The following is a 17,011-nucleotide window of genomic DNA, read 5'->3' on the forward strand; positions in this document are numbered from 1 at the left end:
TGTGTGTGGAGTTCGGCCCTCCTGCGCACCTCAACTCCACACGTGAGGTTGCGCGCGTTGCGTGTGGAGTTCGGCGCTCCTGCGCACCTCAACTCGACACGTGAGGTTGCGCGCGTTGTGTGTGGAGTTCGGCCCTCCTGCGCACCTCAACTCCACACGTGAGGTTGCGCGCGTTGCGTGTGGAGTTCGGCGCTCCTGCGCACCTCAACTCCACACGCAAGGGGTGGGGTTAGACGGCTCGGGAGGCGTCGGTGATGGGGACTACGCCGGCGTGGCGTTCTGGTAGCGGGGAGAGGTGGCCTGAGGCGCGTTCCAGGGCGGCTCGGAGGCGGGACTCCTCGCCCTCGCGGTCCCGGTACCAGGCGATGGCCCAGATGCGGTGGAGGTTCCAGCCCAGGCCCAGGAGGACCTGTTCGCTCAGGCGGTCGCGGTCCCGGGCCGCCGCGCACTCGCCGTAGGCCGCGCCGTCGCAGCGGATGCCGAGGGCGTAGCCGGCGGAGGGGTCGTTCGGGAGGCGGACGCCCAGGTCGACGCGGCCGCTCGCCCAGCCCAGGGCGGGGTAGGCGGGATAGCCCCAGGAACGGACCGTCGCCAGCACAGATTCTTGGAACGGGCCCTCCGGTTCGCCGGCCGCGCGCTCCGGGAGGGACGTCTCCAGGGCCGCCGGGCCGCGTTCGGCGTAGTCGAGGTAGGAGGCCAGGAGTCGTACGCCCTCGTTGTCGGTCTCGGGGACGTCGCGGGCGGTGATCGAGGTGACGATCTCGACGCGGTAGCGGGCGCGGGTGATCGCCACGTTGAGGCGGCGCCAGCCGTTGGGGCGGTTCAGGGCGCCGAAGTTGGAGCTGATCTTGCCGGTCTCGTCGAAGCCGTAGCCGATGGAGAAGATCATGACGTCGCGTTCGTCGCCCTGTACGGCCTCCAGGCTCTTCACGAAGAAGCCGTGGAGGCGGTCGTCGTCGAGGATCCGTTCGAGCTCCGGACGGCCGGCGGCGACGCGTTCGACGGCTCGCTCGATCGCCTCGGCCTGGACCATCGAGAACGTCACGACGCCCAGGGAGAGGCCGGGGCGGGAGGTGAAGTGGTGGACGATGCGCTCGGCCACCCGTTCCGCCTCGACCGGGTTGTCGCGGGAGCTGCTGCGACGGTAGACGCCACCCGCCGGGATCAGCGCCACGCCGGTGTCCGGGCCGCCCGCGTTCGCGCTCGGGAACACGCTCAGCCGCCCCTGGTAGAAGGAGTGGTTGGAGAACGCGATGAGCGCCTCGTGCCGGCTGCGGTAGTGCCAGTTCAGGCCGAGGCTGGCGAACGCCCCGCAGCCCTTGGCGAGCTCCAGCACCGACTCGAAGTCGAGGACCGGCAGCTCGTGCTCGGGTTCCTCGACGCCGCCGATCGCCCGGTCGAAGAACGACGTGGGCGGCAGCTGGCGGTCGTCGCCGGCGGTGATCAGCGCCGTGCCGCGGTAGATGCAGTTGATCGCGTCGGCCGGGGTGACCTGGGACGCCTCGTCGAAGATGACCACGTCGAAGCGGATGTCCGGCGGCAGCGACTGGCTCACCGTCAGCGGCGACATCAGAAAGCAGGGCCGCAGGCCGAGCACCAGGTCGCGGGCGCGACCGATCAGCTCGCGGACCGGCAGGTGCCGGCTCGCCTTCATGGCCTCGCGGCGCAGCAGGTCGGCGGCCCGGCCGTCGTCGGCGGGGCGCCGCTTGGCGACGGCCTCGGCGATGTCGCCGGCCGCGGTTCCGGCCAGTCTGCTGTCGAGGCCGCGGAACTCGGACACGAGCCGGTCCCGGTCGGCCGCCCGCCAGGGGCGCAGCCGCTGGTCGGACTGGATGACGGCGTCGGCCCAGGCGCGGTAGAGGGCCCGCTCGACGGCCGGGCGGACCTGCTCGGCGGTGAGCTTGCGGTCGGCGCAGAACTCGACGACGCCGTCCAGGCCGTAACCGCTGAGCACGGCGCGGGCGTCCTGAGCCGCGAACCACTCCTCCTGACCTCCGGCGTCGGAGCGGATCCGCTGCAGGAAGGCGCGGGCCTGGTCGGGGTCGCCGAGCTCCTTGGCGAGTTCGGCGCGGCGTGCGGGTGCGAACGCCTGCAGCACGGCCTGCCGGGCCGACGACCACTGGTCGGCGAGTTTGGCCAGCCCGGCCACGGGACGGAGGTCGCGCAACGCGGCGGCCTGCGGCTTGGTGAGGGGCGCATCCGCGCCAACGAGCAGCGTACGAGCCCCCGCCGCCCACTCCAGCGCGGACGTCAGCGCCGCCTCCTCGGTGTCCGCCCCCCGGTACCCGTCCCCGAACACCCCGGTGAACTCCGTCGCGTGCGCGCTCAGCGCCTCCTCCGCGTCCGCGACCTCCTGGCGCAGCCGCCCGAGCAGACTCACCTCCGCGAAGTCGAGGCTCCGCCCGGTGGCCACGTCGTACGCGTGCACCACCGCAGCCACCGCCGCGAGTGCCGTGGCGTGCGCCCGCAGCCAGGCGACCGCCGCGTCGATCGGCCCCGAGACCAGGTCAGCCCGGTCCGCCGTGTACGGGCCGGGCTTCCCGCCGAGGACAGCGTCCCGTGCGGCGGTGGCCAGGCGAACCGTCTCCGGGTCGGGTGTGGACGAGCAGACGTACGCGGCAACCGCCTGCACCGCCGCCGGAGGCGCCGACCGCAGTCCCTTCTCGACGACGTGCAGCGCCTCGTCGACCGACGTGAAGTCGGTGCCCGGTCCCTGCCAGTAGCGGCCGAGCGCGGGCCCGTACGTCTGCTCTGCCGCATTGAGGTCCTGCCGCGCACGCTGCCAGGCCACCGCGGTCTCCAGACGCGGCAGCGCGTCGCGCACCGCGGCCGTGGGAAGCACGAACGCCGCGACGATCCGCCGGTCCCGCCGGTAGGCACCGAGCAGTTTGCGCAGGCCGCGGTGCACCCGGGTGAAGCGGTCGGCGAGTTCCTCGACCGGCTGGGTGAGTATCGCCTCGGAGAAGAACGGCCGGGCGCGCACCTCGGCACCGACCAGGTTCTCCAGCGCGCGGCGCAGCGCCTGCGAGCCGGTGGAGACGGTCGCCGCGGCGCCCGGCCCGAACCAGAACGGCTCCGGCTTGTGCTTGCTCGTGCCGAGTTCTGCCAGTTCGGCCACCCGTCCGATGTCGGCGACGGTCACCGCCTTGGGCAGGCCGAGCTTCGTGGTGACCTTGTCCACCGCGGCCCGGTGCCGCTCCAGCTCGTCGGCGGCCTCGGTGCAGGCTTTCGCCTGGCGGTCCGCCTCGGCCGCGGTGAGCGGGCCGAGATCGACCGGTTCCGGCAGGAGGCCGGTCAGATCGGGTACGCCGGGCAGGTCCGCCGGTACCGGAAGCGCTGACCAGGACGCACCGGCGCGGCGGGTGGCCGACTCCCGAGCGGCGCGTACGGCGGTCAGCTCCCGGCCCAGCTTCTGCGCTGCCTTGCGGACCGGTTCCAGCGTGGGCGCCGTCAGCCAGTCGTCGCGGACGTGGTCGGGGCGGTGGCCGGCGTGTGCGGCGAGCCGGGCCAGGGTCGCGGCGTCGTCCGGGCTGCCCAGCCCGAACGCGGCGGCCGGCGCGCGGTCGCCGCGGACGGCCCGGGTGAGGCCGGCCAGCGCACGTTCGGCGCGGGACAGGACCGGGTCGAGCGGCTCACGTTTCACCACGTCGCGCCAGGGGACGTCGGGTTCGGCCGCGGTACGCCAGGCGGCCGCGAGCCGGTCGGCGGCCTCCCGGACGCGGCGGACGGACTCCGTCGTCATGGTGGCCGGCGGGATCACCGGCACGGGCGCGGCCGGTGCGCCGGCGAGCTGGGCGCAGAGGCCGAGGACGTCGTGCAGCGTACGGCCGAGGGGCTGGCGGATCTCGTTCATCGCCTCCGCGTAGACGGTCAATTGTTCGCGTCGTTCTCGCGTACCTCTGCGGTCTGCTCCTGCCGCGCCCCCGCGCGGAGCCGGACCGTCGTCCAAGGCCGCGGCCAATGCCGTCGCGACCTCCTTGCGCCCCGCCTTGTGCCCGTGCAGTTCCAGGACGTAGCGATCGAGGCCCGCTTCGACCAGCCGGTGATGCACGACGTCGAGGGCGGCTGCCTTCTCCGAGACGAACAGCACCCGCTTCCCGGCGTGCAGCAGGCAGCCGATCATGTTGGCGATGGTCTGCGACTTGCCGGTGCCGGGCGGGCCGTCCATGACGAAGCTGTGACCGGCCACCGCGGCGGCGATGCAGGCCCGCTGCGACGCGTCGGCGTCCAGAACCAGGGGTACGTGCTCGGGCGCGGCCACCCGGTCGATCTCCTCGGGCGGGATCGGGTGGAACCGGAACGCGTCGGTCTGCCGGCCGGTGCCGGTGGTCGCGAGCGCCTGGATCACCGGGTGCCCGAGGATGCGGTCCTCGTTGACCAGCAGGTCCCGGTAGATCGCCTCCTTGTGGAAGGTCAGGTTGGACAGGAACGTGGTGCGCTCGACGTGCCAGCCGCGCCGCCGGGCCACCGCGCTCTGCATCCCGGCCCACACCTTGGTCACGTCCAGGTCGGAGTCGGCCGTGGGCGGGTCCAGGCCCAGGCGGCGCAGCCGGAGCGAGAGTGCGGGGTTGAGCACCGCCTCGTCGTCGCGCAGGCGCAGCCGGGGCGGGTCGCCGGGGCCGCTCGTCACGAGGTCCACCGGCAGCAGGAGGACCGGGCTGGCGTACGGGTTGTCGTCCTCGTCGCGCCAGCGCAGCAGCCCGAGCACCAGGTGCAGCACCGAGACGCCCCGGTCCAGGTACTCCTGGCGGGCCTTGCGCAGCATCCGCCGCAGGGTGGCGTCCAGCGTGGTGTCCGGCAGCTCGGTACGCAGCACCTGGTCGGCGCCGCTGTGCCGCTCGGGGTCGGCGCCGGTGCCGACGAGGGCGCACTCGGTGCCCTGGTGCAGCGCGCCGACCACGGCCTCCGGGTCGGGCCCGACGATCTCGACGAGGTCGGGGTGGTCGGTCGGGAAGCTGATCAGGCGATTCGTGTCGCCGAGGTCGATGAGGCTGTCCCGCCAGGCGTGCAGCGCGGCGCGTACCTCGGAGCGGGCGGGTACCAGCGCGACGGGTGATTTACCTGAACGGTCTCTCATGTCCCGATTGCACCAAAGAGGCCGTCTTTTCGCTGGCGAATCGCTCGCGACGCCCGGAGTATCCACGGATGTCACGTCCTCGCCGTTCACGGCTGAGAATCTCTTCCCGTGGTGATGCCGCACTACGTCGATTCACTGGCGGCCGGCCGGTGGGTGCTGGTGATCGTGTTCACGGTTGCCCTGCTGGACGTGATCCTCCCGTTCATCCCGGCCGAGACCATCGTGGTGGCGGTGGGCGTCGTGGCCGCCGGAACCGGCCGTCCCGCTCCGGCCTGGGTGATCGTCGTGGCTGCCGCCGGAGTGTTCCTCGGCGATCAACTCGGGTATCTCATCGGCCACCGCAGCGGGCCCGCCGTGACCGCACGCCTGCGCCGCGGCCTCTGGGTCCTGGACATCGTCCGGCGGCACGGCGCGTTGCTGATCGTCTTCGGACGTTACGTGCCGGGCGTGCGCTCGGCGACCGCGTTCACCACCGGCGCCGTCGGGTATCCGCGCCGCCGGTTCGCGCTGTTCACCGTGATCGGGGCGGTGCTCTGGGCCGCCCAGGCCACGCTGCTCGGTTACCTGGGCGGCGCGGTCAGCGAGGATCCGCTGATCGGTTTCGCGCTCGGCTGGGGCGGCGCGATCGTGCTGACCGGCGCGGCGATGGGGGTGCAGCACGCCCTCAGGCGGCCGCGCCCCGCAGCACCGCGTCGACCAGTTTCTCGGCGAAGCCCTCGAGCGGAACGCCCGGACTCCACGGTAGGACCGAGCGCATCATCGAGGGGCCGTTGAGCATCAGCAGGGTCAGCTCGACGTCGAGGTCGGCGCGCAGCTCACCGGACTCGATGCCGCGCCGCAGCACCTGCCGCATCACGTCGCGGCGGGGCTCGATGACCGCCCGATACATCCGGCCGAGCTCCTCGTCGCGGGTGAGCTCCGGGAGCAGGCAGGCGGTGACCCGGCCGTACTTCTGCGCGCGCGGGCTGCGGTTGGCGGCCAGCAGGGTGATCAGATCCTCGCGTACCGACCGGCCGGCCAGCTCCGGCACCGGGCCCTTCATCGCGCCGATCGCCCCGGCCAGCAGGGCCTCCTTGCTCGGCCAGCGCCGGTAGATCGTCGCCTTGCCAACGCCGGCCTTGGCGGCCACAGCCTCCACCGAGATGGCGGCGGCGCTCTGGCCCTCGCTGAGCAGGGCCAGCACCGCCTCGAGGATGGCCTCGTCGGCCTGGGCGTTGCGGGGCCGGCCAGGAGCTTTGCGCTCCTGGCCGGTCTCGGTCGATGCGTCGGCCGTGGTCATGTCGTTCATTGTTACCGACAGGTTTACGCGTCGGCCAACGCGAGGTCTTGATCTTCAAACCTCGCCACCGCCGGCGCGGCCGTCCGGTTCTTTCCCGGCAGCCAGATCGCCGCGACCAGAGTGCCGAGCAGAGCGAACGCCACCGTGCCGACCGCCGCGTAGTGCATGCCGGTGATGAAGGCGCTGTTCGCCTGGTTCAGCAGCTCGGCACCGGCCGGGCCGGCCTGTGCGGCCACCGCGTAGGCGCCGGCCACCGACTCGCGAGCGGCCTCCTCGGCCGCCGGTGGCAGACCCGCGGCGGCGTCGCCGAGGTGCCCGCGGTACGCCGAGGACACGACCGCACCGAGAACCGCGACGCCGAGGGCACCGCCCAGCTGACGGATCGTGTTGCTGACCGCCGAGCCGACGCCCGCCTTCTCGCGGGGGAGTGCGGACATGATCGCCTCGGTGGCGGGCGGCATCACGTTGGCCATGCCGACGCCCATCACGAAGAACGCCACACCGACCACCCAGATCGGGGTCTCGGCGCCGATCAGCAGCCACGTGGAGAGGCCGGCCGAGACCAGCAGCAGGCCGGCCGTGCTGACCGCCTTCGGGCCGAACCGCTTGACCATGGAGGCGCTGAGCGGTGCGAAGACCATCTGGCCGACGGCGAACGGGACGAAGAGCGCGCCGGATGCCAGCGGGCCGTAGCCGCGGACCAGCTGCAGGTAGAACGCGCCGAAGAACATCGAGCCCATCGCCGCGAAGAAGATCAGGCCGAGGATGCCGATCGACGCGGAGAACTGGCGGATCTTGAAGAGGCGCACGTCCAGCGACGGGAACTCGATGCGGCTCTGGAAGATCACGAAGCCGACCAGGACCAGCAGGCCCACGGTGATCGTGCTCCACGCCGCGGTCTCGCCGAAGCCGTCCTCGCCACCCTTGATCACGCCGTAGGTGAGCAGGGTGAGACCGACGATCGAGAGCAGTACGCCGGGCACGTCGACGCGGTTCGGCTTCGGGTCCTTCGACTCCGGCACCAGCACCAGGACCAGCACGACGCCGGCCACCACGATCGGGACGTTGATCAGGAAGACCGAGCCCCACCAGAAGTTCTCCAGCAGCACGCCGCCGAGCACCGGGCCGACCGCGACGGCGAGACCCACGGCGCCGGCCCAGACGCCGATCGCGCGGGCGCGCTCACTCGGGTCGAAGACGTTGGCGATGATGGAGAGCGTGGCCGGCATGACGGCCGCGGCGCCGAGGCCCATTACGGCACGGGCCGCGATCAGCTGCTCCGGCGAGGAGGCGTAGGCGGAGAACAGCGACGCCGCTCCGAAGATCACCAGGCCGGTGATCAGCGTGTTCCGGCGGCCGAGACGGTCGGCCAGGATGCCGGCGGTGAAGAGCAGACCGGCAAAGACCAGGGTGTACGAGTTGATCGCCCACTCGAGCTCGCTCTGCGTGGCGCCGAGTCCGTGCTCCGGGTTCGCGATAGTGCTCATCGCGACGTTGAGAACGGTGTTGTCGAGCACCACGACGAGAAGGCTGACGACCAGGACTCCGAGAATCGCCCAGCGCCGGGGATGCCCGGTGCTCTGCGTGCTTTCCATGTGGGCCCCCATTTTTGATACGGAACCGTTCCGTATCCTTGAGAGACACTAGGCCCGCTCCCGAGAAAACGGAACGGTCTCGTATCGTATTGTGTCAGTCGTCACTTGACCTGGAGCGCGCTCCAGCTCATAGCGTCGAAAACATGGACACGACGGAACTCGGAAACACCGGAGTACGGGTCAGCGCGCTCGCGCTCGGCGCCATGCAGATGGGCAGCGCCACCGACGAGGCGGAGTCGGTGCGGATCCTGGACCGCTACCTCGAGGCCGGTGGCAGCTTCCTCGACACGGCGGACTGCTACGAGTGGTGGTCGCGGCCGGGCAGCCGCGGCGGCGAGAGCGAGGAACTGCTCGGCCGTTGGCTGCGCAACCGCCGGGACCAGGTCTTCCTGGCCACCAAGGGCAGCGCGCTGCCGCACCACTCGCCGGATCTCTGGGCCGCTGACGGGACCGCGAACTGGGACCTCGCCCGGCGCACCTTCGCCGGTGCCGGTGCGGACACCCTGCGGCACGCCCTCGACGGCAGCCTCCGCCGGCTCGGCACGGATCACGTGGATCTCTACTACGTGCACGTCGACGACCGGTCGACGCCGCTGGAGGAGACACTGGAGGCGCTGGCCGGGCTGGTTCAGGCGGGCAAGGTGCGCTATCTGGGCTGGTCCAACGTGCGGACGTGGCGCCTCGAACGGATCCGGCAGATCTGCGAGCGCAACGGCTGGCCGGCGCCGGTCGCGCTCCAGCAGCAGCACAGCTACCTGCACGCGCGCGGCGGCACGGACAGCACGTCGATCGTGGGCGACGAGCAGCTCGACTATCTCGCCACGCACCGGGACCTGACGCTGGTCGCGTACTCGCCGATCCTCAAGGGGATCTACGACGACCCGGGCAAGCGGTCCGGGCACTGGGCGATGGGACCGTACGCCGGTGCCGACGCGGACGGCCGCCTCGCGGTGCTCACGTCGGTCGCGGACGCCCTGCCCGCCCTCGACATAAAACTGACCCCCGACCTCCTGACCCGCCTAACCTGACCAGCGTGTGGATTTCGGGTTCGCAGGTGGGCCGAACTCCACACGTCGGGTTGGGGCGTTTGTTGTGTGTGGAGTTGGGGTGCGGGGGTGGGCCGAATTCCACACGTTGGGTTGGGGCGCGTGTTGTGTGGAGTTGGGGTGCGGAGGTGGGCCGAATTCCACACGTTGGGTTGGGGTGCGTTTGTGTGTGGAGTTGAGGTGTGGAGGAGGGCCGAACTTCACACGCGGGGGGTCATGGGACGGCGACCGGCAGGAGTTCGAGGATGCCGGTGGCGTCGACGGGGTGGGCCAGCAGGTAGCCCTGGGCGAACTCGCAGCCGAGCTCGCGCAGGGCCGCCAGGTCCGCCTCGTTGTCGACGCCCTCGGCGACCGACTCCATGCCGAGTGCGTGCGCCATGCCGATCATGGCGTTGGCGAGGGCGCGGCGGGCGGGATCGGCCGCGATGCCGTTGACGAACGTGTGATCGATCTTGACGATGTCCCAGCCGTGGTCGGCCACGCGGGCCATCGAGGAGTAGCCGGTGCCGAAGTCGTCGACGGCGAGCTGGACACCGGCGCGGCGCAGCGGCCCCAGGGCGGCCTCGACGGTCTCCGGCGTCGCCTGGCCGGTCTCGGTGAGCTCCAGGGTGAGCGCCGTCGCCGGGGTGCCCGCGCGCCCGAGGATCGCGAGGACGGTCTCGGCGGTCGTGCTGTCGAGCTGGCGCGGTGACAGGTTGACGGCGACCGGGATCCACCGGCCGGTGCGGTTGTACCAGGTGCGCTGCTCGTGCAGGGACTGCTCCAGGACCACCGCGAACAGCTGGGCGACGGTGCCGGTGGCCTCGGCGACCGGGACGAACGCGGCCGGCGGCAGGACGCCGTCGGCGGGGTGCTGCCAGCGGGCGAGCGCCTCGACCGAGCTGAGGCTGCCGTCGTCGACCCGGAAGACCGGCTGGTAGACGCAGAACAGCTCGCCGGGGTGGCCGAGCGCGCGGCGGAAGTCGGCGTCGCGGCGCAGGCGCCGGGCGGCCTCGGCGCGGCTCTCCAGGTCGAACCGGACCATCCGGCCGCGGCCGGTCGCCTTGGCCTGGTACATCGCGGTGTCGGCGTCCTGGAGCAGCTCGTCCGGGTCGGCGGCCTCGTCGCCGGTGGTGCGCAGCCCGACCGAGAGCGACGCGAAGAACTCGCTGCCGTCGGCGAGGTGCAGCGGGCGGCCCAGGTTCTGCGCCATCCGATCGGCGACCGTCTCGGCCTCGTCGTCGGTCACCGCTGGCATGAGTACGACGAACTCGTCACCGCCGAGCCGGCACACCACGTCGCCGGGGCGGACCGACGTTCGCAGCCGCTCGGCGATCGCCACCAGCAGCTGGTCGCCGGCGTCGTGGCCGAGGCTGTCGTTGACGGTCTTGAAGTGGTCCAGGTCGCAGAAGAGCAGGCCCACTCGCGTACGGCCGTCGGCGGGCAGGGAGCTGAGCGCGAGGGCGAGGCGGTCCATCAGCAGACTGCGGTTGACCAGGCCGGTGAGGGCGTCGTGGCCGGCGCGCTGGGCCAGTTCGTGGATCGGGGCGATCAGGCGTACGGCGACCAGGGCCATGGAGACCGAGGAGCCGACGATCAGGGCCAGGTCGAACTCCGGATTCCAGAACAGGTGCAGGGTGGGCAGGATCAGGGACGCGGCGAAGAGCGTCAGCGCCCGCTGCACGGTGAGCATCACCAGCATCGAGCGGCGGGGCGTGGTGGCCACCATCGACGGGTGCAGGCCGGCCGTGGCGATCAGGACGGGCATCGCCATCCAGCCGAGGTCGATCGCGCCGCCCTCGACGTACGTGCCGCTCAGGCCCTGGTGCGTGTAGAGCGCGTCGGAGACGAACCAGGCGATCAGGCCGATCAGCAGGGCGCGGACGCCGGGCGTACGCAGTTCCACGCCGAGCGCGAGGGCCAGCGCGCAGAAGACCACGAACAGCGTGCCGGCCGGAGCGGACACGGCCACGAACTGGGCGAGCGGGCTGCCGCCGACGGTCACGGTCGGCTGGACCACCAGGATCCAGGCGATGCTGGCCAGCGGCGCGAGGATCACCGCCGAGTCGATGAACGCGGTACGCCCGGCGCGTACGGCGAGCATGGCGGTGCCGGCCGCGATGCTGAGGTGGCCGAGCAGGTAGAGCGCGTCGGCGACGGACGGGAACGGCGGCTCCAGTCCCCGCGCGGTGTAGCTCGCGAAGATCACGTCACCGATGCCGGAGAGGGCGAGACCGGCCACGATGACCTGCCAGCCGGCGCGCTTCTGCGGTGCGTTGCGGACCAGGCCGTACCAGCACGCGAGCGGCGCGGTGCAGTTGACCAGTACGTACACCCAGCGGGTGGCCGGGGTCAGCGGCGCGATCACGTACGCCACCGCGGCCACGGAGGCGACTACCAGATAAACCCACCAGAGGTGGCGCATCAGCCCGGAGGGGCGGTCGGTCATGCAGGAGTTATCGGCGGCCGGGACCGCGGCCCAAGGAGTTGGGTGCTGTCACGCGTACACAAAATCGGTCTTAGGTCAGAGATTGCCATGCACCCACCAGGAACCGGCGGAACTCGGCTGCCTCGTCGGGGGTCAGCTTGCTGACCATGCGGGTCTCCAGGTCCCGCACCGGAGCCGCGACCGAGGCGAGCAGGTCGCGGCCCTCGTCGGTGAGGCGAATGAGCAGCTCGCGGCGGTTGCCGGTGTTGCGTTCGCGGCGGATCAGGCCACGCTTCTCAAGGGTCTGGACCATGTCGGCCATCGACTGGGCGGTCACGAAGGAGTCCCGAGCCAGCTGGGCGGCGGAGAGGCCGTCGTGACGTTCGAGAACGGTCAGGGCGGTGTACTGCAGTGCGGTGACGCCCGCCGCGCGGACCAGCTCGTCGAGGCGCGCGCGGACCGCGAGTTCGAGCTGTTTGACCAGGTAGAGCAGCGATGGCATGACGGAAGGCTACCCCATTGACAGGAATCCTGATCGTCAGGAAACCTGTGTTCAGACATCCATGAGAGGTTGACGTCTATGGATCTGAGCGGCAAGGTCGCCATCGTGACGGGGAGCGGGCGGGGGCTCGGGCTCGCCTATGCCGGTGCGCTCGCGGCGGCCGGCGCCTCGGTGGTGATCAACGACGTGGATCAGCCGGTGGTGGACGCGGCGGTCGGCGCGGTGCCCGGTTCGGTGGGTGTGGCGGCGGCGGTCGGCAGCGCGGAGACGGCCGATCGTCTCGTGGCGGCGGCGGTGGAGAACTTCGGGCGCCTGGACGTGCTGGTCACCAACGCGGGGATCCTGCGGGACCGGGTGCTGTGGAAGATGTCGGACGAGGACTTCGACGCGGTCGTCGACGTGCATCTGCGGGGGACGTTCACGTGTGCGCGGGCGGCGGCGATCCGGATGCGCGAGCAGGGTGACGGCGGGCGGCTGATTCTGATCTCGTCGCCGGCGGGGCAGCGGGGGAACTTCGGGCAGACCAACTACGCGGCGGCGAAGGCCGGGATCGCGGCCATGGCCCGGACCTGGGCGATGGAACTCGGGCGGGCCGGGATCACGGTCAACGCGGTGGTGCCGGTGGCGGCCACCGAGATGACGAAGACCATCCCGGCGTTCGCCCCGGTGATCGAGGAGGCGGAGCGGACCGGGCAGCCGTATCCGGCGTGGTTGCGGCGGGATGAGGGGTTCGGGACCGTCTCGGACGTCACCGGAGTGATCACCTTTCTGGCGTCGGACGCGTCGTCGGGGGTCACCGGGCAGGCCATCGGGATCGGCGGGGACCGGCTGGTCCTGTGGTCGCACCCGGCGGAGAAAGATGTTCTGCTTGCTGACGGTGGGTGGACTGCTGAGGCGGTCGCGGTGGCGTGGTCGTCGATCACTCCGGAGTCGTTCGGCATCCCGGCGCCCGGAGCTTCTTGATGGATATTTCCGGACTTGTCGCTATTGATGTGCATACGCATGCTGAGGTGAGCCGGGACGGGCATCCGTCGCTGGATCCGTCGCTGATGGACGCGTCCGCTGGCTACTTCAAGGCTCACGGCCGCCGCCAACCCACTATTTCCGAAATAGCGGCATATTATCGCTCGCGGTCGATGGCTGCCGTCGTCTTCACGGTCGACGCCGAGCACGCCACCGGACATCCGAGGATCTCCAACTTCGAGATCGCCGAGGACTGCCAGGCCTACCCGGACACGCTGATCCCGTTCGCGAGCATCGACCCGCACAAGGGGCGCGCCGGAGTCCGGGAGGCGCGGCGGCTCGTGTCCGAGTTCGGCATCCGGGGGTTCAAGTTCCACCCGAGCCTGCAGGGCTTCGCGCCGGACGACCGGATCGCGTACCCCCTCTATGCGGCCATCGAGGAGCTCGGCGCCGTCGCCCTCTTCCACACCGGGCAGACCGGGATCGGAGCCGGCGTGCGCGGTGGCGGCGGAATCCGCCTCAGGTACTCGAACCCGATGCTCGTCGACGACGTGGCCGTGGACTTCCCGGATCTGCGGATCATCCTGGCGCACCCGTCGTTCCCGTGGCAGGACGAGGCGCTCGCGGTCGCCACGCACAAGGAACACGTACACATAGATTTGTCTGGTTGGTCGCCGAAGTATTTCCCGCCGCAGCTGATCCGCTATGCGAACAGTCTGCTGCAGGACAAGGTGCTCTTCGGGTCGGACTATCCGGTGCTCACACCCGACCGGTGGCTCGCCGACTTCGCCGCTCTGGAGATCAAGGAGCCGGTCCGGCCCAAGATTCTGGTACGCAACGCCGCCCGTCTACTTTTTGGAGAACCGCAATGACCACAGTCGTGAACGGCCTCGACGGACTCAAGTCGCTCGTGGGCCAGGACCTGGGCTCGTCCGAGTGGCTGGAGATCACTCAGGAGCGGGTGAACACGTTCGCCGACGCCACCGGTGACCACCAGTGGATCCACGTCGACGTCGAGCGGGCCAAGGCCGGGCCGTTCGGTGGGCCGATCGCGCACGGATACCTGACGTTGTCGCTGGTCATCCCCCTCTTCTCGTCGCTGCTCAAGGTTGAGGGGATCAAGATGGGCGTCAATTACGGCCTGGAGAAGGTACGGTTCCCGAGCCCGGTTCGCGTCGGCGCGAAGATCCGCCTGAACGCGAAGGTGGTCAGCGTCGAGGACGTGGCCGGCAACGGCGTGCAGAGCACGTTCGACTTCACGATCGAGGTGGACGGGTCGTCGAAACCGGCGTGTGTGGCACGGCCGGTCTACCGGCACTATGCGTGACAACGGTCTCGGTTCGTGGCCGGCGCGCCGGGCGGCGATGTCGCCCGGCCGCACGGCTCTGATCTTCGAGGGGCGCCGGGTCTCGTACGGCACCCTCTACGAACGGATCTGCCGGCTCGCGTCCGCGCTCCGCGACGCCGGGGTCAAGCGTGGTGACCGGGTCGCCTATCTGGGCACCAATCACCCCGCGTTCGTGGAGACGATGTTCGCCACGTACGCGCTGGGCGCGGTGTTCGTGCCGCTCAACTTCCGGCTCACGGCGCCGGAGATCGAGTATCAGCTCCGGCACTCCGGGGCGGTGGCGCTGATCCACGCTCTGCCGGTGCCCGCCACGTCCACCCGGCTCGTCGTGCCGCTCGACTCCTATGAGGATCTGCTCTCGTCCGGGTCACCGGCGCCGTTCGACGAGCCGGTGGAACTGGACGACGTGGCGTGCGTCCTCTACACCTCGGGGACGACCGGGCATCCGAAAGGGGCGATGCTCACCCATGGAAATCTCGTCTGGAACGCCTACAACCTGCTGGTCTGCGTGGATGTGGCGTCGGATGAGGTGACGCTCGTCAGCGCGCCGCTGTTTCATGTGGCGGCGCTGAACCAGTGCCTGCTGCCGACGATCCTCAAGGGCGCCACCTCGGTGATCATGCCGGGGTGGGACGTGGACGCGTGCTTCGACATGATCGCCAAGTATCGGGTCACCTGGATGTTCGGTGTGTCGGCGATGTTCGCGGGGTTGGCGCAGTCGTCGCGGTGGGCGGGCGCTGATCTGTCGTCGGTGCGGTGCCTGATGACGGGCGGCGCGCCGGTCCCCGAGGGACTGATCCGGATTTATCAGGACAGAGGGTTGGCGTTCTGCCAGGGCTACGGGATGACGGAGACCGCTCCGGGCGCGACGTTCCTGGAGGCCCGGGAGAGCCGGTCGCATGTGGGGTCGGCCGGGTTGCCGGTCTTCTTCACCGACGTGCGGTGTGTCGGCCCGGACCTGAGCGACACGGCGCCGGGTGAGGTGGGCGAGATCCTGATCCGGGGGCCCAACGTCTCGCCCGGCTACTGGAACGACCCGGAGGCCACCGCCGCGGCCTTCGCGGACGGGTCGTGGTTCCGCTCCGGCGACCTGGCGGTGGTGGACGAGACCGGCCACTTCCGGATCGTCGACCGGACCAAGGACATGTACATCTCCGGCGGGGAGAACGTGTATCCGGCCGAGGTCGAGGCGGCGATGTTCGAGCATCCGGACATCGCGGAGGCGGCGGTGGTGGGCGTGCCGGACGAGAAGTGGGGCGAGGTCGGCCGGGCGTTCGTCGTGCCGGCCGGTGAGCGCGAGATCACACCGGCCGAGGTCGTCGGGTTCCTGACGGGGCGGTTGGCTCGCTACAAGATCCCGGTTTATGTGGACGTGGTGCCGGAGTTGCCGCGCACCGGGTCGGGCAAGGTGCGGAAAGGGCCGTTGAGGGGGCGGCCCTTGCCGGAGCGGCCCTCGTTTTAAGGGCCGGCCCGTCGCCCGGCGGCGTCCTCGGCGCCGGGCCCGTCGTCTGGGGCTTCAGCGCTGGGGCCGTCGTCTGGGGCTTCAGCGCTGGGGTCGTCGTCTGGCGGCTTTTCTCGCTGTCTCGCTTTTCTCAGTTTTTCTCAGCGCATGGTGGCTTTCTCAGTTTTTGACGGCTTTCTCAGGGCCAGGCGGCGGCGACCACGGCGGGCAGGACGGTCGCGGCGGCGCCGTGCAGGTTGACCCGGGCGATCGGGTCCAGTGGTGTCGGCTGCGGGTTCACCTGGATGACGGCGGCTCCGGAGCGGGCCGCCAGCCGTGGGATCTCGGCGGCCGGATAGACCAGGCCCGACGTGCCGACGGTCAGCAGCACATCGCAGCCCGCCGCGGCCCGGACGGCGTCCTCCAGGGCGGACTCGGGCAGGGCCTCGCCGAACCAGACCACGCCGGGGCGGACCGGGCCGGAGCATCGCGTGCAGGCCGGAGGGGGCAGGCGGCGGCCGTCGTCGGGCTCACCCTCGGAGGCGGGCAGGGGCGCCGGGAAACCGCAGAGGGAACAGCGAGGAGCAAAAAGGCTCCCATGCAAATGTACGGGCTGAGCCGAACCCGCACGCTCATGCAGGTCATCGACGTTCTGCGTGATGACGGCGGTGTGCGGGGCGTGCCGCTCGACGGCGGCGACAGCTTCGTGGCCGGGGTTCGGCCGGACGCTGGTGACCCGGTGACGGCGCCACTCGTACCACCCCCAGACCAGGTCGGGATCGTCCTGGAACGCCTGCGGTGTGGCCAGCGACTGGGCGTCGAAACGTTCCCACAAACCGGTGAGGGCGTCGCGGAACGTGGGCACGCCGCTCTCCGCCGAGATGCCGGCGCCGGTGAACACGACCACGCGCTGCGCCTGGGCCAGCAGTTTCGCGGCCTGCGCGAGGTGCTCCATGCGATTCCCCTCCGCTGTAGATCCGTACCCGGCACGCACGAGTGTGGCAGCGCCGTGGCCGGAACCGCATCACTGTTGCGCCCATGGGTCGTTGACCGGACGAGTGAGGCGGTGCGTGGAGGAGTCGTTGTATGTCCGGAGTGGACGGCAGGTGACGCGACCCTGGAAGGAACGGCTCCGTGAAGCCGGCGCGCGGATGCTCTCCGCGGTCGGCAATCTCGCCACGCCCGTCGAGCGCCCCGCGTGGTCGGAGTCGACCCTCAGCACACTTGTCGCCGGCGTGACCCTCGCGGCCGGCCTGATCTTCCTCCTGATCATGCTGGTCACCTGGCTCTCACGTTGACGCAATCAACCATGTTGACGTGTCGACGCCCGCCGCGCCTTGACGTGTGTTGACG

The 17,011-nt window shown here is 70.8% G+C and carries 13 protein-coding genes; 7 read left to right on the forward strand and 6 right to left on the reverse strand.

The annotated features are described in order from the left end of the window. Positions 1–229 precede the first annotated feature (229 nt). Positions 230–5,077, reverse strand: a complete 4,848-nt coding sequence (locus tag AB0M02_RS11820) for a DUF4011 domain-containing protein (protein ID WP_364224894.1) — start codon at positions 5,075–5,077, stop codon at positions 230–232. 114 nt (positions 5,078–5,191) lie between these two features. Between AB0M02_RS11820 and AB0M02_RS11825 the strand changes: the two genes are divergently transcribed. Beyond that, positions 5,192–5,851 (forward strand): DedA family protein, encoded by a 660-nt coding sequence (locus AB0M02_RS11825; protein WP_364226047.1) that lies wholly within the window; start codon positions 5,192–5,194, stop codon positions 5,849–5,851. Here AB0M02_RS11825 and AB0M02_RS11830 read toward each other — a convergent pair. Beyond that, on the reverse strand, positions 5,742–6,356 hold the full coding sequence (locus AB0M02_RS11830) for a TetR/AcrR family transcriptional regulator (RefSeq protein WP_364224896.1): 615 nt from the start codon (positions 6,354–6,356) through the stop codon (positions 5,742–5,744). The two genes, AB0M02_RS11825 and AB0M02_RS11830, sit on opposite strands and share 110 nt — an antisense overlap. 23 nt (positions 6,357–6,379) lie before the next feature. Next, on the reverse strand, positions 6,380–7,951 hold the full coding sequence (locus tag AB0M02_RS11835; protein WP_364224898.1) for an MFS transporter: 1,572 nt from the start codon (positions 7,949–7,951) through the stop codon (positions 6,380–6,382). Between the two features lie 143 nt (positions 7,952–8,094). On the opposite strand from AB0M02_RS11835, the gene AB0M02_RS11840 reads away from it, so the two are divergent. Further along, complete coding sequence (locus tag AB0M02_RS11840; RefSeq protein ID WP_364224900.1) at positions 8,095–8,979, forward strand: aldo/keto reductase; 885 nt, start codon at positions 8,095–8,097, stop codon at positions 8,977–8,979. Positions 8,980–9,211: 232 nt separating this feature from the next. On the opposite strand, the gene AB0M02_RS11845 is transcribed toward AB0M02_RS11840, so the two are convergent. After that, on the reverse strand, positions 9,212–11,425 hold the full coding sequence (locus AB0M02_RS11845; protein WP_364224902.1) for a bifunctional diguanylate cyclase/phosphodiesterase: 2,214 nt from the start codon (positions 11,423–11,425) through the stop codon (positions 9,212–9,214). A 70-nt stretch (positions 11,426–11,495) separates the two neighbouring features. After that, the gene (locus AB0M02_RS11850) at positions 11,496–11,906 is read right to left on the reverse strand and encodes a MarR family transcriptional regulator (protein ID WP_364224904.1); all 411 of its coding nucleotides are present in this window, start codon (positions 11,904–11,906) and stop codon (positions 11,496–11,498) included. 78 nt (positions 11,907–11,984) lie between these two features. Between AB0M02_RS11850 and AB0M02_RS11855 the strand changes: the two genes are divergently transcribed. Genes AB0M02_RS11855 through AB0M02_RS11870 form a run of 4 tightly spaced genes read left to right on the forward strand, consistent with a single transcriptional unit; the run spans position 11,985 to position 15,679 of the window. Continuing rightward, the gene (locus AB0M02_RS11855) at positions 11,985–12,869 is read left to right on the forward strand and encodes an SDR family oxidoreductase (RefSeq protein WP_364224906.1); all 885 of its coding nucleotides are present in this window, start codon (positions 11,985–11,987) and stop codon (positions 12,867–12,869) included. Then, positions 12,869–13,741, forward strand: a complete 873-nt coding sequence (locus tag AB0M02_RS11860) for an amidohydrolase family protein (RefSeq protein ID WP_364224908.1) — start codon at positions 12,869–12,871, stop codon at positions 13,739–13,741. The genes AB0M02_RS11855 and AB0M02_RS11860 overlap by 1 nt, the downstream gene beginning before the upstream one ends. Beyond that, positions 13,738–14,196 (forward strand): MaoC family dehydratase, encoded by a 459-nt coding sequence (locus tag AB0M02_RS11865; RefSeq protein WP_364224910.1) that lies wholly within the window; start codon positions 13,738–13,740, stop codon positions 14,194–14,196. Before AB0M02_RS11860 ends, AB0M02_RS11865 begins: the two co-directional genes overlap by 4 nt. Then, the gene (locus AB0M02_RS11870; protein ID WP_364224912.1) at positions 14,189–15,679 is read left to right on the forward strand and encodes a long-chain fatty acid--CoA ligase; all 1,491 of its coding nucleotides are present in this window, start codon (positions 14,189–14,191) and stop codon (positions 15,677–15,679) included. Before AB0M02_RS11865 ends, AB0M02_RS11870 begins: the two co-directional genes overlap by 8 nt. Before the next feature lie 178 nt (positions 15,680–15,857). Here the strand turns inward: AB0M02_RS11870 and AB0M02_RS11875 are convergent, their stop codons facing one another. Next, complete coding sequence (locus tag AB0M02_RS11875; protein ID WP_364224914.1) at positions 15,858–16,613, reverse strand: NAD-dependent deacylase; 756 nt, start codon at positions 16,611–16,613, stop codon at positions 15,858–15,860. A 151-nt stretch (positions 16,614–16,764) separates the two neighbouring features. Here AB0M02_RS11875 and AB0M02_RS11880 point away from each other — a divergent pair, with 151 nt between their 5' ends. Beyond that, on the forward strand, positions 16,765–16,956 hold the full coding sequence (locus tag AB0M02_RS11880) for a hypothetical protein (protein WP_364224916.1): 192 nt from the start codon (positions 16,765–16,767) through the stop codon (positions 16,954–16,956). The last annotated feature ends 55 nt before the right edge of the window (positions 16,957–17,011 follow it).

It is taken from the genome of Actinoplanes sp. NPDC051861 (assembly GCF_040681145.1).
GTDB lineage: Bacteria > Actinomycetota > Actinomycetes > Mycobacteriales > Micromonosporaceae > Actinoplanes.

Excerpts from the sequence above, each read along its gene's own strand:
- AB0M02_RS11820 (WP_364224894.1), bottom strand. The coding sequence starts at position 5,077 with ATGAGAGACCGTTCAGGTAAATCACCCGTCGCGCTGGTACCCGCCCGC.
- AB0M02_RS11825 (WP_364226047.1), top strand. The coding sequence starts at position 5,192 with ATGCCGCACTACGTCGATTCACTGGCGGCCGGCCGGTGGGTGCTGGTG.
- AB0M02_RS11830 (WP_364224896.1), bottom strand. The coding sequence starts at position 6,356 with ATGACCACGGCCGACGCATCGACCGAGACCGGCCAGGAGCGCAAAGCT.
- AB0M02_RS11835 (WP_364224898.1), bottom strand. The coding sequence starts at position 7,951 with ATGGAAAGCACGCAGAGCACCGGGCATCCCCGGCGCTGGGCGATTCTC.
- AB0M02_RS11840 (WP_364224900.1), top strand. The coding sequence starts at position 8,095 with ATGGACACGACGGAACTCGGAAACACCGGAGTACGGGTCAGCGCGCTC.
- AB0M02_RS11845 (WP_364224902.1), bottom strand. The coding sequence starts at position 11,425 with ATGACCGACCGCCCCTCCGGGCTGATGCGCCACCTCTGGTGGGTTTAT.
- AB0M02_RS11850 (WP_364224904.1), bottom strand. The coding sequence starts at position 11,906 with ATGCCATCGCTGCTCTACCTGGTCAAACAGCTCGAACTCGCGGTCCGC.
- AB0M02_RS11855 (WP_364224906.1), top strand. The coding sequence starts at position 11,985 with ATGGATCTGAGCGGCAAGGTCGCCATCGTGACGGGGAGCGGGCGGGGG.
- AB0M02_RS11860 (WP_364224908.1), top strand. The coding sequence starts at position 12,869 with ATGGATATTTCCGGACTTGTCGCTATTGATGTGCATACGCATGCTGAG.
- AB0M02_RS11865 (WP_364224910.1), top strand. The coding sequence starts at position 13,738 with ATGACCACAGTCGTGAACGGCCTCGACGGACTCAAGTCGCTCGTGGGC.
- AB0M02_RS11870 (WP_364224912.1), top strand. The coding sequence starts at position 14,189 with ATGCGTGACAACGGTCTCGGTTCGTGGCCGGCGCGCCGGGCGGCGATG.
- AB0M02_RS11875 (WP_364224914.1), bottom strand. The coding sequence starts at position 16,613 with ATGGAGCACCTCGCGCAGGCCGCGAAACTGCTGGCCCAGGCGCAGCGC.